The sequence below is a fragment of the Candidatus Omnitrophota bacterium genome (assembly GCA_018894435.1).
Classification (GTDB): Bacteria; Omnitrophota; Gorgyraeia; order JAHIPI01; family JAHIPI01; genus JAHIPI01.
The window spans coordinates 24,911-40,929 of record JAHIPI010000078.1 but is presented as its reverse complement, the minus strand read 5'-3'; the positions used below and the strand labels follow the sequence as shown (position 1 = coordinate 40,929).

17 protein-coding genes, 6 tRNA genes, 1 other RNA gene and 1 pseudogene are annotated in these 16,019 nt (G+C 44.6%); 23 read left to right on the top strand and 2 right to left on the bottom strand.

Annotated features, from left to right (window positions below; all coding sequences use genetic code 11):
* Window positions 1–155 precede the first annotated feature (155 nt).
* Together KKI13_06495 and glgP are read left to right on the top strand one after the other, a co-directional pair.
* Complete coding sequence (locus KKI13_06495) at window positions 156–1,079, top strand: class A beta-lactamase-related serine hydrolase (protein MBU4488687.1); 924 nt, start codon at window positions 156–158, stop codon at window positions 1,077–1,079.
* A 32-nt stretch (window positions 1,080–1,111) separates the two neighbouring features.
* On the top strand, window positions 1,112–2,806 hold the full coding sequence (gene glgP / locus KKI13_06490; GenBank protein MBU4488686.1) for an alpha-glucan family phosphorylase: 1,695 nt from the start codon (window positions 1,112–1,114) through the stop codon (window positions 2,804–2,806).
* A gap of 674 nt (window positions 2,807–3,480) precedes the next feature.
* On the opposite strand, the gene KKI13_06485 is transcribed toward glgP, so the two are convergent.
* Both KKI13_06485 and KKI13_06480 read right to left on the bottom strand, forming a co-directional pair.
* Window positions 3,481–3,645 carry a DNA-directed RNA polymerase gene (locus tag KKI13_06485; protein ID MBU4488685.1) on the bottom strand — a complete coding sequence of 55 codons (165 nt, stop codon included), beginning with the start codon at window positions 3,643–3,645 and terminating at the stop codon, window positions 3,481–3,483.
* 13 nt (window positions 3,646–3,658) lie between these two features.
* Entirely contained in the window at window positions 3,659–3,823 is a 165-nt protein-coding gene (locus KKI13_06480) for a hypothetical protein (GenBank protein ID MBU4488684.1), read from the bottom strand.
* A gap of 132 nt (window positions 3,824–3,955) precedes the next feature.
* On the opposite strand from KKI13_06480, the gene KKI13_06475 reads away from it, so the two are divergent.
* The 21 genes and pseudogenes from KKI13_06475 to KKI13_06375 all read left to right on the top strand — a co-directional run bounded on the left by KKI13_06475 (window position 3,956) and on the right by KKI13_06375 (window position 16,018).
* A complete protein-coding gene (locus tag KKI13_06475; GenBank protein ID MBU4488683.1) occupies window positions 3,956–4,843 on the top strand; it encodes a phosphoribosylaminoimidazolesuccinocarboxamide synthase in 888 nt (295 codons plus the stop codon).
* A gap of 14 nt (window positions 4,844–4,857) precedes the next feature.
* A complete protein-coding gene (locus KKI13_06470; GenBank protein ID MBU4488682.1) occupies window positions 4,858–5,202 on the top strand; it encodes a hypothetical protein in 345 nt (114 codons plus the stop codon).
* 29 nt (window positions 5,203–5,231) lie between these two features.
* The gene (gene cbiM, locus KKI13_06465; protein ID MBU4488681.1) at window positions 5,232–5,900 is read left to right on the top strand and encodes a cobalt transporter CbiM; all 669 of its coding nucleotides are present in this window, start codon (window positions 5,232–5,234) and stop codon (window positions 5,898–5,900) included.
* Window positions 5,901–5,908: 8 nt separating this feature from the next.
* Window positions 5,909–6,244, top strand: a complete 336-nt coding sequence (locus tag KKI13_06460) for a cobalamin biosynthesis protein (protein MBU4488680.1) — start codon at window positions 5,909–5,911, stop codon at window positions 6,242–6,244.
* 2 nt (window positions 6,245–6,246) lie between these two features.
* The gene (cbiQ, locus tag KKI13_06455; GenBank protein MBU4488679.1) at window positions 6,247–7,020 is read left to right on the top strand and encodes a cobalt ECF transporter T component CbiQ; all 774 of its coding nucleotides are present in this window, start codon (window positions 6,247–6,249) and stop codon (window positions 7,018–7,020) included.
* Entirely contained in the window at window positions 7,004–7,813 is an 810-nt protein-coding gene (locus KKI13_06450; protein MBU4488678.1) for an energy-coupling factor ABC transporter ATP-binding protein, read from the top strand. The genes cbiQ and KKI13_06450 overlap by 17 nt, the downstream gene beginning before the upstream one ends.
* A 45-nt stretch (window positions 7,814–7,858) precedes the next feature.
* Window positions 7,859–7,935, top strand: a tRNA-Arg gene (locus KKI13_06445).
* Between the two features lie 7 nt (window positions 7,936–7,942).
* A tRNA-Pro gene (locus tag KKI13_06440) sits at window positions 7,943–8,021 on the top strand.
* A 125-nt stretch (window positions 8,022–8,146) separates the two neighbouring features.
* Window positions 8,147–9,619 (top strand): glucose-6-phosphate isomerase, encoded by a 1,473-nt coding sequence (locus KKI13_06435; protein MBU4488677.1) that lies wholly within the window; start codon window positions 8,147–8,149, stop codon window positions 9,617–9,619.
* A gap of 80 nt (window positions 9,620–9,699) precedes the next feature.
* Window positions 9,700–9,776: transfer RNA gene (locus KKI13_06430), tRNA-Arg, on the top strand.
* 264 nt (window positions 9,777–10,040) lie between these two features.
* Window positions 10,041–10,125 (top strand) — tRNA-Leu (locus tag KKI13_06425).
* A 699-nt stretch (window positions 10,126–10,824) separates the two neighbouring features.
* Window positions 10,825–11,103: a hypothetical protein gene (locus KKI13_06420; protein MBU4488676.1), complete on the top strand. Its 279-nt coding sequence runs from the start codon at window positions 10,825–10,827 to the stop codon at window positions 11,101–11,103.
* Between the two features lie 9 nt (window positions 11,104–11,112).
* Entirely contained in the window at window positions 11,113–11,751 is a 639-nt protein-coding gene (locus KKI13_06415; GenBank protein MBU4488675.1) for a type II secretion system GspH family protein, read from the top strand.
* Window positions 11,752–11,800: 49 nt separating this feature from the next.
* Window positions 11,801–11,991, top strand: a non-coding RNA gene (gene ssrS, locus KKI13_06410) — 6S RNA.
* A gap of 424 nt (window positions 11,992–12,415) precedes the next feature.
* A pseudogene (locus KKI13_06405) lies at window positions 12,416–12,877 on the top strand (site-specific integrase).
* A gap of 135 nt (window positions 12,878–13,012) precedes the next feature.
* Window positions 13,013–13,088, top strand: a tRNA-Lys gene (locus tag KKI13_06400).
* Between the two features lie 65 nt (window positions 13,089–13,153).
* On the top strand, window positions 13,154–13,672 hold the full coding sequence (locus tag KKI13_06395) for a hypothetical protein (protein ID MBU4488674.1): 519 nt from the start codon (window positions 13,154–13,156) through the stop codon (window positions 13,670–13,672).
* Window positions 13,663–13,737, top strand: a tRNA-Gly gene (locus tag KKI13_06390). Before KKI13_06395 ends, KKI13_06390 begins: the two co-directional genes overlap by 10 nt.
* A gap of 203 nt (window positions 13,738–13,940) precedes the next feature.
* The gene (locus tag KKI13_06385; protein ID MBU4488673.1) at window positions 13,941–14,408 is read left to right on the top strand and encodes a PTS sugar transporter subunit IIA; all 468 of its coding nucleotides are present in this window, start codon (window positions 13,941–13,943) and stop codon (window positions 14,406–14,408) included.
* Window positions 14,409–14,417: 9 nt separating this feature from the next.
* Entirely contained in the window at window positions 14,418–15,668 is a 1,251-nt protein-coding gene (locus KKI13_06380; GenBank protein ID MBU4488672.1) for a YvcK family protein, read from the top strand.
* Window positions 15,659–16,018, top strand: a complete 360-nt coding sequence (locus tag KKI13_06375; protein MBU4488671.1) for an HPr family phosphocarrier protein — start codon at window positions 15,659–15,661, stop codon at window positions 16,016–16,018. The genes KKI13_06380 and KKI13_06375 overlap by 10 nt, the downstream gene beginning before the upstream one ends.
* Window position 16,019 lies beyond the last annotated feature (1 nt).

Here is a 16,019-nt window from a genome sequence, read left to right as displayed (position 1 = left end):
TCCTGCGCCAGAGGCCATAGCTCTCTCTTAAGAACTGGTACAACTTCTAGGGGCAGGTCAATTGACGAGAGAGTTTTTGAGAATGAATGCGCCTCAAAAAACGAATATTTGATAGCCTGGAATGAGGGCGAGGATTTTATATCCCTTAAGGAAAAATGAAAGCAAAGAACATATTTCTATTTATTTTAATTATTGTTGTATTGAGCGTCGGAGCATATTTTGGCCGGCAGTATTACGCTAGATTCCAAAAGACTCAACAACAGCGGCTTCTCTATGAGGCAAGGAAAGCCGCATGGCAGGATCTCCAGCAACGCATTAAGAGTGAAATAGACCACTTTAAGGGCGAGACCGGAATAGTGATTAAGGATTTAGAAACCGGGTGGGGACTTTCTTGCGAGAAGGATAAACTGTTTCCTTCGGCAAGCTTGGCCAAAATCCCTCTTATGGCGGCATGTTTTTTGGCGGCTGACCAAGGGAGAATTAAGCTTGACCGTAATGTCGCGCTTAAATCTACGGATAAACTTACCGGCTCAGGGGTATTGAAGGATATGCCTGCAGGCACCACTTTCAGCGTGGAGAGGCTCATCGGCCTTATGATTTATGACAGCGATAACACCGCAACCAATATACTTACCAATATGGTTGGTATTGATTATTTGAATAATTCATTTGAGGCATTTGGGTTGAAAAACACCGAGCTTTCGCGAAAGATAGCCGATTATAAATCAAGGGATGCCGGGCTTGAGAATTATACGACAGCAGAAGATATGGCTCTGATACTGGAGAATATATATAGACGAGTCCTGGTAAATAAGGATATTTCTGAAAAATGTATAAAGCTTCTGAAGTTGCAACGGATTAATGATCGTCTATCAAAATATCTACCAGTTGAAACTCTGCTTGCTCACAAGACTGGTCTAGAACGCGGTATCTGCCATGATGTAGGATTAGTATTTACCCATAAAGGCGATTTTATTATTGTGGTATTAACGAAACACGCGAATTCTACAAGCGCTCCATCAAAGGAATTTATCGCTAAGATTGCATTGCATGTTTATAACTATTTTGAGCAATTGTAATGTCTACTGATGTTGATTTGAGGTAGAAGAAGATGAATAAACAAGAGCTAGAGAAAAGAAAGATCGCATATTTTACAATGGAAGCGGGATTTGACCCCAGGATGCCTACTTATAGCGGTGGATTGGGAGTTCTGGCAGGAGATACTCTAAAATCCTGCGCGGATTTAGGCGTGCCGCTTATTGCCGTAACTTTACTTAATGAAAAAGGCTACTTTGCGCAAAAGCTGGATGCACAAGGTAGCCAGACAGAGTTTCCTGTAGACTGGTCAAAAGAGGAGTTTTTAACCCCTTTGCCGGTAAAAGCAGCTGTAAATATTGAGGCAAGAGAAATCACGCTTCGGATTTGGGAATATATTGTAAAGGGGGTTACCGGAGCAACTGTGCCTGTTTATTTTCTGGACACAAACCTTGCTGAAAACGCTGAATATGACCGTACCTTAACCAGTTTTCTTTACGGAGGCGACCAGTGGTATCGCCTTTGTCAGGAAATAATCCTTGGTATAGGGGGGTTGAGGGCAATCGAAGCTATCGGCTATAAAAATATCGAGAAATACCATATGAATGAAGGCCATGCCAGTCTTTTGGCAATGGAATTACTGGAGAGGACAAAAAAAGACATTGAGACGGATATTTATAAAAAATATGACCTTGAATCCGTAAGAAATAAATGTATATTCACCACTCATACGCCTGTAGCCGCCGGACATGACCGGTTTCCCCTTGACTTTGTAAAAAGGGCTCTGCGCAGCGATTTACCTTTTAAAATGCCCGATATATTTATCCGGGGTAACGAAATGAATATGACTTTAATTGCTTTAAATCTGAGTAAATACGTCAACGGGGTAGCTAAAAAACACGGCGAAGTGACGCGGGAGATGTTTCCTGGTTATTCCATAGATTCTATTACCAACGGTATTCATTTGCTGACTTGGGTGTCTCCTGTATTCAAAAAGCTTTACGATAAATATATTCCCGGCTGGCAATCAGACTATTTTTCCTTGCGTTACGCCTTGAGTATCTCTAAAGAGGAAATATTTCAGGCGCACCTTGAGGCAAAAAAAGAGCTTATTGATTATGTAAATGCCCGCACAGGTATTGATATGGACTGCGATACCTTTACTATAGGTTTTGCCCGGCGCGCCACAGCCTATAAAAGAGCAGACCTTTTATTAAGCGATATAAACCGGTTAGTTGAGATTAATGACAAGGCAGGCAGGATGCAAATCATTTATGCGGGAAAGGCTCATCCTAAGGATGGGGGCGGCAAGGAACTGATAAAGAAGATATTTTCAAAAATGAAAGAGCTCAATCCAAAAATCAAAATTGCCTATCTTGAAAATTACAATATGACACAAGGGAAATTGATTACTGCTGGTGTTGACCTCTGGCTAAATACCCCGCTTCCGCCGCAAGAGGCATCCGGTACAAGCGGAATGAAAGCTTGCCTTAACGGTGTGCCGAATTTAAGTATTTTGGACGGCTGGTGGATAGAGGGATGTATTGAGAATGTCACCGGCTGGGCAATCGGCTCATCACAAAAGCAGAATACGGACAGCGCTCAAGATGCCCGTGATTTATATCAGAAATTAGAAAATATAATCATCCCGATGTTTTACAAAGACAAAGATAAATGGCTTGAAGTTATGCGCCATGCGATAGCGTTGAACGCCTCATTTTTTAATACTCAGAGAATGGTTCAGGAATATGTGTTAAATGCTTATTTATGAGTAAGCCAGGTGCTATGAAGGGATTCTATGGTTAAAACTAAGATAATCTGTACGCTTGGTCCTGCATCGCCAGAAGTCGGCGGCATCATGATAGCGCGCGGGGAAATTAGTTTTATAAGCTTTTAGTTCAATTTAGTAAGGCGGTAGGTAGAAAAATGAAAAGATTAGAATGGTATCAGCAGTCAATAGTAGAGGTTTTTTCATACCTTCAGACAAGGGCTACGGGCCTTACTGAGGAGGAGGTGACCTGCCCCTAGAAGTTGTACCAGTTTTTAAGAGAGAGGAACCGGGGTTTGGTCAGTGGTCGGGGTAGTAAAATATGAATGTCCGGACAAAGAGAGGCGGACATTCCTATCTCCTGATATATCAAAGAGTTACGTAAATTAAAGCCAAAAAATACCGGACAAATAGGACCCTCCTACGCTAAAGCTTCGGAGGGCAGGCCCTCTTTCGCTCTTGAGCTACAGAGGACGGGCATTTTCCCGAGGAATAAACCTCTCTAAATAGCAAAATTTGCTTGTTTCCGTCCGTAATCGGACTATAATAGATACCTATATAAACCGAGAGGTTCCCTTGGGTGACACTCCACTGGGACCCCAGATTTGTTCCTAGTCGAAAAAAAAACGAGAGCGTGTCAAATAGTGACACGCTCTCGTTTTTAGTAAAGCAGATATTTAACGGCTGCTATCTTTGTGCTTCGAGAAACATTCTTTGCAGTATACCGGACGATCTTCCCTGGGCTTGAAAGGTACTTCACACTCTTTCTTACAATCTGCGCAGATTGCCTTGTGCATCTCTCTCGGACCGCTGCCGAATCCACCGCCACCTTGATATCCCATGTCACTCCTCTTTCTATTCTCCGGTAAGCTCAGTCTCTGGGCCTATCGGAGGGTTTTTTACTTCGTTATCAGGTTGTACATTCTTTTTGTCCAACCTGCGCTGCTCTTTTGCTTCTTTCTTCTTTTTCTTCGCCAGTTCTCTGGCGTACTTTTTATATGAATAGTTATCTTTTGCCAATATACGTTCCCTGCCTGCTTTTAACCCGGGAGAATCCCCGTATCACTAGTATACCTCTTAAAGCGCTAAGCGTCAAGGCAAAATTTTCCTTGTTTCCAGCCGTGATTGAGTTATAATAGATATCCACATATGATAAGCGAAACATTACGCATAACAGAATTTAAGGATATAGAGCTCTTCAAAAGAGGCAAAGTCCGCGATGTCTATGATTTAAAGGATAAGCTTCTGGTTGTCTCAAGCGACAGGATATCCTGTTTTGATGTTATCCTGCCGACGTGCATACCGCATAAGGGCGAAATACTTACCCGGCTTTCTTTATTTTGGTTTGAGTTCACCAAGGATATCATCCCCAACCATTTTATCTCGGCAAATGTAGAAGATTTCCCCGAGCCTTTACAAAAATATAAGGATATTTTGAAAGGCCGCTCCATGCTGGTAAAAAAAGCAAAGTCCATGCCCGTAGAATGTGTCGTACGCGGATATCTTTCCGGTTCCGGATGGAAAGAGTACAAAAAGACCCAATCTATCTGCGGAATCAAACTGCCAAAAGGGCTTCGGGAATCCGATAAACTGCCGGAGCCGATCTTTACTCCATCAACCAAGGAAGAAGAGGGGCATGATATAAACGTGTCCGAAGCGTATGTAGAAAAGTCGCTGGGGAGAGGCATTACCGAAGAGCTGAGAAGGATGAGCATTGCTATTTATACGAAGGCAAGCCAATACGCAGAGTCAAAAGGCATAATCATCGCGGATACAAAATTTGAATTTGGCACACATGACGGAAAAACCATCCTTATCGATGAAATCCTTACGCCGGATTCCTCGCGTTTCTGGCCGAAGGATGAATACAAGCCTGGCGGGCCGCAGCCGAGTTTTGATAAACAATTCGTGCGCGATTACCTGGAGACGCTTGACTGGGACAAGACTCCGCCCGCTCCGGAACTACCCGAAGATATAATAAAAAAGACGGGCAAAAAATACTTCAGGGCCCTTTCTATACTTACCGGGAAAACCATTTAAGAGAGGAGAGAACGATGCAAAAGAAAATTCAATGTTTTGTTATGGCGGCATGTATTTTATTGGCGGCCTCAATGGCCGGCGCGGAAGAGACACAGATGGTATCCGGCACCGTGATAGAGGTCAATCCGGTTTCATCGACAGTTGTTATCAGCTACCGTAACGCCGAAGCCAACGCGCTATTAAATATGGAGCTTTACGTGCCTGAAAACGCGATACTGAAGGGCGGCGCGCAGACGATTTCATTGGATGATGTCCAGGTGTCGGATAGGGTGGAAATAGAATTTAGCGGCGATCCCATGGATAATCCGATGGTAGAACGCCTCATAGACCTCGACCGCACAACTCTTGAAGTCGATTGAGATTCCTGTAAAGAGGAGTGATAGATGATATGCATATACCGGATGGTTATTTAGGCCCCGCTACAAGCGGGGTTCTTTATGTAGTAATGATTCCTGTGTGGATAGCCGCATCCAATATCGTAAAAAAGACGCTTAAAGCTGCACAGGTGCCGCTACTTGCTATAGGGGCCGCGTTCAGTTTTATAATCATGATGTTTAACGTGCCCATACCTGGCGGAACTACAGGGCATGCTGTTGGCGCGGCGCTTGCAGCCATAATTTTAGGGCCGTGGGCGGCGTGCATTGCCGTTACAGTAGCATTGGTCATACAAGCGCTTTTATTCGGCGACGGCGGCATTACAGCTATAGGCGCCAATTGTTTTAACATGGCATTTATTATGCCTTTCACCGCCTATTTTATTTATAAACTTATAAGCGGAAAGTCCGCGCCAGAATCTAATATCAGAATCATCGCCGCGGCGATCGCGGGATATGTTTCTTTAAATATTGCGGCCTTATTTACCGCGGTAGAATTCGGGCTTCAGCCGTTATTACACCACACAGCGGGCGGCCAAGCCCTATATTGCCCATACGGACTTAATGTTGCGCTTATCGCTATGATGTCGGAACATCTTCTTATTTTCGGTTGGATAGAAGCGCTCGTTACGGGTTTGGCGGTTAAGTATCTGCAAAAACATAAGGAAATCCCGATTAGTTAGGAGCGCGGATGAAGCTGACTACCAAATTATGGATAGGGATAGGTATTTTAATTATTCTTTCTCCTCTGGGATTGTTTTTACCGGAGCATTTTAAGGCCGGAGCGGCATGGGGCGAATGGGGTTTAGAGGAAATCAGGGAAATTGTCGGTTATATGCCCGAAGGATTGGCAAAATTGGCGGGCCTTTGGAATGCGCCGATCCCCGATTATACGTTTAGGGGATGGGAGGAAAAAGGTTTTTGCTATTTGAGTGTTGCGTATATAATATCGGCAACCGTAGGTATATCGGTTGCGGTTTTTGCGATAATGTTCATAGGGAGACTCTTAGTAAAAAAGGAAAAATAAAGGTGCGAAAAAAAAGCGGCGATTTCATAGAGCGCTCACTGGCGGAGGCAGTTTTATTTTTAAAAAATTCCATATTTGCGGAGGAATATGCCTCGAGAAATGGTTTTTTACGCTCGCGGGCGACGCGCGCCAAGATATTGACAATAGCGCTCATTTTACTCGCCGTATTATTTACAAAAAGCGTACTTTTCTTATTAGGATTATATATTCTCTGCCTTATAGTCGCCAAGGCCTCTTCAATAAGCCTCGGATTTTTTCTAAAACGGACGTGGATTTTTATACCGATGTTTGCGCTTATTATCGCAGTGCCGGCGCTTTTTTCCGCATTCTCACCCGGAGAGCCGTTAGTTACTTTTAAAATATTCAACGCCGCATTTGTTATCACAAGGCAGGGCGCGGGCGCCGCCGCTATATTTTTTATGCGCGTTTTAACATCAGTATCCTGGACAGTGCTTTTGGCATTGACGACAAGGCATTTTGTATTATTAAAAGCGCTAAGGAGTTTCGGTATACCGCAAATATTTGTAATGACACTCGGTATGTGTTACAGGTATATTTATCTTCTTTTGGATATATTTTACAATACCCATACTGCGATAAAAAGCAGGGTAGGGTTTATTTCGTCTTCCCGTAAAAGCCGCGGTGTCGTGGGTTGGAATATGGCAAACTTATGGCAGCGCTCATATAAATTGCAGAATGACGTATACAGCGCGATGCTTTCGCGCGGATATAACGCCGATGTACGCGTTTTGGACGAAAATGGAAAAAGTATTTGAATTAAAAGATGCTCATTTTTCATATCTCGGGAAGATTCCCGCTTTATGCGGCGTGAACCTTGATATAGAAAAAGGAAGCAAGGTTTCCGTAATAGGCGCAAACGGCACCGGTAAATCTACCTTACTCGCGATGCTCGATGCGCTGGTTTTCCCGGACAAAGGGGACATTAAGGCGTTTGGCGCGGAGCTTAACGAAGGCCTTTTCCGGGACAGCGAATTTACGGCGTCTTTCCGCCGGCGGGTAGGATTTGTATTTCAAAATCCGGATGTGCAGCTTTTTTGCCCCACGGTGCGGGAAGATATTGTCTTCGGGCCTCTTCAGTTGGGGGTGCGTGAGTCCGAGGTCAAAAAGCGCCTCGATAAAATCGCGCACGATTTTCACCTTGGAGAATTGCTTGATAGGCCGCCTTATCAGCTGAGCATAGGCGAAAAGAAAAAAGTTGCCGTTGCTTCTATTATAGCTATTGAACCTGAAATATTTTTGTTGGATGAACCGACCGCAGGCCTCGACCCGCAGACGACAAGAAATATTATCGACCTGATTCTGAAAGAGCACGAAAAAGGCAAGACCATCGTTACCGCCACGCACGACCTGCATATAGTGGAGGAGGTTTCCGATATCGTGCATGTTTTGAGTGAGGCAAAAAATATTATCCGCTCCGGAACGCCGCATGATATACTATCGGATAGCATTTTTTTGAAAGAAAATAATCTTGTCCATATTCATTCCCATAAGCATAAAGACGGGGTACATATACATCCGCATCTGCATATTGAGCACCATGGGGAATAGCCTTGTCTCGCCCTGGTTCTTATGGTAATATCACCGTATATAAATGTGCCTGTAGCTCAGTTGGATAGAGCATCTGCCTTCTAAGCCGAGGGTCGCAGGTTCGAATCCTGCCAGGCACGCCAAATTTTACGGGGTGTAGCTCAGCTCGGTTTAGAGCGCTTGCTTTGGGAGCAAGAAGTCGGAGGTTCGAATCCTCTCACCCCGACCACCCTTCGACGTGGTCGCTGGAGGCGACCGTGCTCAGGGTGGTCCTGAGCAAGCGACTTGTGGTGAGCAAAGTCGAACCAAGCGCGTCGAAGGACCATCTAGTGAGATTTTACCGGAGGTAACTCTATGATGAGAGGCATCAAATTCGATTTCAATAATATGTTCAGTTCTGCCGTCGGGAAAAAGGACGGCGTAAGTGAGGCCGATATCCATGCAATGGGAAATGCCGTAGATAAGGCAGACCGGCACCTCAAGAATATTCTTTCCGATAGCCGTAAAAGAGTCAGTTTAAATCTTGAATGGGCCAATTTACCGTTTCAGGACAAGGCAGCGCTGGCTTTTATTCAGAAACTCGGCAAAGAGATAGCCGCGAAATACGATAACGTAATTTCTCTGGGAATAGGCGGTTCATACCTTGGGCTGAAAGCAGCGCAGGATGCCCTGGCAGGCGCTTATTATAATGAATTTCCTTCGGTAAGATTTGGCAGGCCGAGGATCTATTTCGAAGGCAATAATCTTGATCCCGATACTCTCGGGACACTTCTTGAAAATCTGAATCCGCGTGAAACGGCAATTATCGTTATTTCAAAATCCGGCGAGACAACCGAAACAAAGGCAGCTTTCGACATTGTCGAGCATTGGCTCAAAAAAAGCTGCGGCAGGCATTATGGCCGCCAGATTATAGCTATTACCGATCCGGGTTCCGGAACTTTGCGTAAAAAAGTAAATGCGGAGAGTACCCGTGATCCTTTAAGTTTCAGGAGCCTGCCGCTTTTAAAGGGTGTGGGCGGGAGATTTTCCGAACTGAATATGGGCCTTTTACATTTGGCTATTTTGGGAATTAATTTAAAAGAGGTTTTAGGCGGCGCGGCCCAAATGGCAAAGAGGTGCAGTTATTCATCCGTATTCGAAAATCCGGCTTATATGTACGCTGTACTGCATACAATTCTTTATCAAAAGAAAGGAAAACCCATAACCGTACTTATGCCATTTTCGGAGGGGCTTAAGTCTACCGCCGATTGGTATGTGCAACTTTTGGCGGAGAGCACCGGCAAAAAATATGCAAGAAAGATAAAGATAGAAGGCGGCAAAGAGAAATGGGAGAGCGACAGAGGCTCCATAGTGCACGTTGGCCGCACGCCTGTACCGTCGCGCGGTACATCGGACCTCCATTCCATACAACAAAATAATATAGAAGGCGAGAATGACAAAGTTATAACGTTTATCAGGGTGGAGAGATTCAGAAAAGATATAAAGATTTCAGAAACAGGAGATTTTCTTTCAGGGAAAAGGTATTCGCAGTTAATAACGACAGCGGAAGAAGCTACTGAATGGGCGCTTGTCAAAGAAGCGCGGCCTAATTGCACGATTATAATGCCGGCCATTACGCCTTATTATTGGGGCGAGCTGATATTCTTTTTTCAGATGGCGACAGCGTTCGAAGGAGAGCTTCTTAATATAAATGCGTTTGATCAGCCGGGCGTGGAAAGCTATAAAAATTACATGTATTACAAATTGCGAAAACCCGGACTATCTTCGCAAATAGCGGCCGAGATAAAGAAATATCCGCTTGTCAAGAAATCGAAATATATTATTTAGCGCCCGTCCTCCTTCGCCACATTGCTTTCGCGTGTGGCTTCGGAGGGACTGGGCTTTTCGTAGAAGAGATTCGTAGAAGAGCGCCCGTAGCTCAACTGGATAGAGCGACTGGCTTCGAACCAGTAGGTCGCAGGTTCAACTCCTGCCGGGCGCGCCATCTATTTGTAAGTAAGCGCGCAACGTGGAGTTGAAGTGAGGCCGCGCCGACCAACGGGAGGAAAAGGCCGTAAGTCGAAGACCGGCCGTAAGCGGCCGAGTGCCCGACCGGAGCCGGAGCTCCGCGACGGCGGAGGCGGCAACTCCTGCCGGGCGCGCCAAAGGCGGGATTGATCCCGCGACCGAAGGGAGTCCCGCCAGGGGCAGTGCCGTAAAGCAATGCGACGAATAGGAGCATTGCAGGTACGGAGGGGCCATCATTAATGCGGGCGTGGCGAAATTGGCACACGCGCATGGCTTAGGACCATGTGGAGAAATCCTTGGGGGTTCAAGTCCCTCCGCCCGCACCATGGTTCGACGCGGCCGCCACAGGCGGCCTTGCTCACTATGGCCCTGAGCAAGCGAGTAGAGCGAGCGCGGCGAAGGGCCATTTTTCGCTTGCCATTATCGACTCCTGTGATATAATAATACGCTAATTTCTTATATATTTACACTATAGCGCCCGCATAGCTCAGTTGGTAGAGCAGGACACTCTTAATTCGACCCGGGCTACTCGTAGCGCTGCTTTAAACGTGCAATTTCCGACGGGGTATCGTTCTAAGTTATTTGTATCACCCTCCGCTATCACAGCCCGTCTCGGGCTGCGTTTAGGCACGTTTTGGTCACAAGAAGACTGTATACCTGTTGATTAAAAGGTCAACGGGGATTTTTTATGTCTACTTACTTTAAACTCTTAGAAAGAGAGCAAGATGAATGTCTTTTTATTGATTAAGAAGGCAAGCATTTGAGCCGAGAGGAGAAACCATACACCATCCAGTCTACTTGATTTTAGTGTTACAAACGTTACAGACGTTCATGTGTTACAGTCTTTCTTGTGTTACCAGAGACTCTCCCTTGGGTTAGGGGCCTCCAGACATAGTTCTATGTTACTTTGTGTGTTCACGTGTAAAGGAAGTACTGCTAAGCCACAAGGAGACACATCCGTAAGTATAGTTGACACTTTCGGAGCCTTTTCTGTTGTTAGCTAAAGCATAGCCGCGTCACTTTTCTTGTTAAGCATTGTTAAGCATGGTGTTGACATTTACAAGGTCAAAGAGCTTCTCGGCCACTCCGACATAGGCGACACTATGAAATACGCCCACGTGCCGACGGAGTTTATGAAGGAAGACGTGAAGAAGCTGGAAGCCCTCAATTTCGAAAAAAATGAAAATTTTTTGAAAGAGAAATGCCGTTTTGAACGTATATATAAGGATATTTTATGTCTTTATATCTATAGCGAAATGAGGTATAATACATTAGGAGTAGAGAATTATCGACTGTTAATATAAGAGACATAAATGGATAAAAGAGCGTTTACCCTAATTGAACTTCTCGTCGTCATAGTTATTATAGGGCTGTTGATAGCTTTTTTGTCGCCCGTAATGGGCGCGGCAAGAGAGGGTGCGCGAAGGGCGCAATGCGCAAATAATCTTCGCCAACTCGGCATGGCGAATTATATGTATGCCGATGACCATAACGGCCTGATCCCGGCAGTGCTTCCGAATTTTTGGAGTTACGACATCATATGGGACGGAAGCGCAAATAACGGCATGGGGGTTCTTTATCCTTCGTATGTGGATGACCTGGCAATTTTTTATTGCCCTTCCGCCAACCCAAGTTATAAATTCTCACCATGGTCAATGTCAAATTTTGGAGTATCCGGCGTACTCACTCGCGCGGACTACCGTTATGGCAACGCATTTTTAACAATACCACCGCCCATCTTGGCAAAGATCAGCAACAAAATTTTTATTATGGATTACAGTGAAAATGCATCTGGTTCGGGCTTCGTAAAAGGATGCAACCATCCGGGGGGGTTGAATGTTGTTTTGCCGGATGGATCTGTACGCTGGTTTAAGAGAAATCCGCCGAAACAAAGCCAGAATATGAGCGAAGCAGGGGCAGAGCAGCTTGCCATAGAAGCGACTCTGCAGTAAAGATGAGCCTCATATTGAAATAGAGTTTTAATATGGTATACTTGCGTTGAGTTCCTTGCTTTGTGCGTGAGAGTCAACGAAAAATCTAAACTGACAAATTAATAAAGGGAGCCTGACTCCGGATGCGGCGCGCATGTCCCTGCTGTGCAGAATTGGGAAAGCGTAAAGTATCCGGAAGGGCACCTGCCTGTAATAAACAGGTTCACAGATTTATCGTTTTCACGGCACGGCGGGGACGTATCGTATATGACTGATGAAGCAAAGAAAAATTTTTTAGCTTATCCAGATACACTGACCTGCCCTGGAAGTTGTACCAATTCTTAAGAAAGAGTTATGGCCTCTTGGCGCAGGAGGTCGATAGCCTAATACGCTCCAAAGAACTCATACAAAAAACTATCAACATCTTTCAACCTTACAGCGAAGAAAAACTAACCGAAGCCCTCTGTTTAGTACCCTCTGGTAGATACGTCTTTTTGTGTCGCGGAAGTACTTTCCTTACGTCAGAACGAGTTGAGCAATAGTCTGATATGGATTTATGTTTACCCCTCAAGAAGAGCTTTTCCCCGCGGTTTCCGATATCCTATATATGCTCTTTAGAAAAATAGTCTCGGTATAATGAAAAGCAAAGCTGATATCTTGACACCGTTTTGTAAGGCTCCGTTTCTTGGAAAAGGAGGAAATACCGAAATTGGTGAATAATTGTTCCCCACATCTTAAGCCAATAGTAATATTAGCTCTTAATACAGGGATGCGAAAAGGTGAGATTTTAGGACTTAAATGGGTTAATATTGACCTTAGGCATGATACAATTCATTTATTAGACACTAAGAACGGCGAAAAGAGGGAAGTGCCGGTTAATAGTGTGGCGAAGAGAGCATTAACTGAAATTACCATACATGGCGATTCCCCATATGTATTCTGCAATAAAGACGGTAAACCTTATGGTGATATAAAGAAATCTTTCTTGACCGCTATGAAGAATTCTGGTATAATCGGCTTTCACTTTCATGATTTAAGGCACACATTCGCATCACAGCTTGTGATGGCTGGTATAGATTTAAACACTGTTAGGGAATTATTAGGGCATAAGAGCCTTGAAATGACGTTAAGGTATAGCCACCTATCGCCAGACCATAAGAAGCGGGCAGTTGATGTTTTAAGCAAGCAAATGGACACTATTTGGACACCAGAGCCCATGGCTGAAGAGGCAGAAGAATTACCGAGTTCACAAGTCTTTGATAATGCAGAAGATAGAATTAATGCCCGCATAGCTCAGTTGGTAGAGCAGGACACTCTTAATGTCAAGGTCCAAGGTTCGAATCCTTGTGCGGGTACCACTAATGTTCCTCTTTCAAAAGAAGAGGTGAGGGTGCCCAGCGGGTAACAAGTACTGATAGGAAAGATGATGATAGATAAGATTGCTGTTATGAATGAAGCGCGCGCAAGGCATAGAGCTGACCGCGATACCGAGGTTAGAAATCAAGCGGAGCTATTATTTGAAAAATATAAAGATGACCCGCTATTTGTTGCAGGAGTAATGTTATATTGGGCAGAAGGAACCCGTATTTCTAAAAGCAGTACCAATCGAAAGTATCAATTAGCGCTTACAAATTCCAATCCCGAGTTACTGGAAGTATATTGTAATTTTTTGCGCAAATATTTTGGGGATATCGAATTAAATCTCAGAATGGCTTTATATATTTACCAAGATATTGATGAGTTAAGCACTAAATCGTTTTGGTCTGCCCGACTAAGAGTACCTTTAGATCAGTTTATAAAAACTCAAATACTTCCAAGTAGAGCCGTATTGACTAAAAACAAATTATCCCACGGAATTTGCTGTCTATATTTAAATGGCAAAGATTATTGCCTTAGAATGGAAACCTGGATAAAAAACATATCGGATTATATGCGAGGGTAATTCAGTGGTAGAATGCTTGCTTGCCAAGCAAGATGTCGCGGGTTCGACCCCCGTCCCTCGCTCCATTCTACTTCGCTCGAATGTTTTCACGTTAGAGCTTCGTAGGAATGGGTTCCTTCGAAGCCGTACCATGTATTAAGTTTGCTTACGGCGAAGAAGAACCAAAATTATAAAAACACCTACGTAATGGGGAGGAAAGGTGTTCAGTCTATTTAGCGCAGTTTCAAACTTGGAACGTAGCTTATGAAAGGAAGGAGTATAGGTCAAAATGAAGATAATGGATTTTCTCAACAAAAAGGCTATCAGCGCCAACCTCAAAGCAACTGACAAGGAAGGCGTGATAAAAGAGCTTGTAGATCTCCTGGTCAAAGCCGACGGCGTAGCAGGCAGAAAAGACGAGATAGTAAAGATCCTGATGGCCAGAGAGGCGCTGGGATCTACGGGCATAGGCCAGGGCATAGGAATACCGCACGGCAAGACAGCAAACGTTAAATCTCTTGTAGCAACCTTCGGTTTATCCAAAAAAGGCATAGATTTTGAATCTTTGGACGGAGAACCTGCTTATATGTTTTTCCTGTTATTGGCCCCCGAAGAGTCCGCCGGTCCGCATCTTAAAGCGCTGGCCAGGATATCGCGTCTTTTAAAGGATAAATACGTGAGGGACATGCTGCGACAGGCAGAAACAGAAAAAGATATCATCAAGGTCATCACCGACGAAGACCTTAAGAAACAATAATATCCGCATATGAAAATACTAAAGTGGCTTATACCCGGTATGGGTGTAAAAAGATGGGCCGCTCTTGTGGTATTGAGCGTGGTCTTAATATCTATGGGAACGGTCATAATGGTTATAAATAGAGACGCTAATAATAAGGCGGCTGTAAGCGTTGTTATCCTTTTCGGGATAATAGGCCTTATAGTAGCCATAAAAAATATCGTAAAATCCGTAGTGACGGTATTTTTGCCCCAGCGCGAAGAGGAATTGGTAGATATTGTATATCAAAAAAGGTATCTAGAGCGCGGCTCTAACATAGTGACCATAGGCGGAGGGACGGGGCTCTCGGTCCTTCTGCACGGCTTAAAGAGTTACTCAAGTAATATTACAGCCATAGTTACGGTAGCCGATGACGGCGGTTCTTCCGGGAGATTGAGGCAGGAATTCAATATGCTGCCTCCCGGTGATATACGAAGCTGCCTAGTCGCGCTTGCGGACGCGGAACCATTGATGAGGAAGCTCTTCCAATTTCGCTTTGAGGAAGGCGATTATCTTAAAGGCCACAGTTTCGGGAATCTTTTTATAACAGCCATGTCAAAGGTGACGGGCGACTTCGAAGAGGCGATAAAGCAGTCAAGCAAGGTCTTGGCCATAAGGGGCAAGGTAATACCTTCAACTTTATCCAAAATAAAACTTGTGGCAGAACACAAAAACGGCGAATTGACGGCCGGAGAAAGCAAGATATCCGAAACGAAAAATCCTATAAAGCGGGTATTTTTAGAGCCCGATAACTGCGAGGCGACGGAAGAAGCCCTTATTGCGGTGAAAGAAGCAGACGTTATAATATTGGGCCCGGGGAGTTTGTATACCAGCATCATCCCAAATCTGCTTATAAGCGGCATATATCAGGAAGTATCAAGGAGTAAAGTCCTGAAAGTATATATATGCAACGTCATGACGCAGCCGGGCGAGACTGATGGTTATAAAGCCAGCGATCACCTGAAGGCCCTTATAAATCATTCTACGCCGGGGATAGTGAACACTTGTATTATAAATACGGGCAATGTACCCGAGGCCCTTCTAAAAAAATATAAGGAAGAAGGGGCCGGCATAGTAGAGCCCGATAGAGAAACGATACAGAAGATGGGCTATCAAGTCGTAGGGGCCAACATAATAAGCGCTACAGATTATGTGCGGCACAATGCAGACAAGCTTTCCCGCCTCATAATGAATCTTGTGGGGGAGGGGACGCGAAGGGGTGCGGGAGAAAAATGGTTGTAGAAAGAAAGATAGTAATAAAAAATAAAATGGGCTTACACGCAAGGCCCGCCGCAATATTTGTGCAGATGGCTAATAAATTTGATTGTGAAATATCAGTCAAACGCGGCAATCAGCAGGTTAACGGTAAATCTATAATGGGTATTCTTATGCTCGCGGCCGGCAGAGGAAGCAAAATACTAATAAAAGCGGAAGGGTTGGACGCAGAGGCCGCTGTCAATGAGCTGGAGAGGTTTTTATCGGGCGAACTCGACGATACTCTCTTCAGGGATATTATGCCAAAGACAAAAAAGGACGTTTCATCAAAAGGCAAACTGATATCAGCAGAGGAAACAGGCGATAAAGATGTCTGAG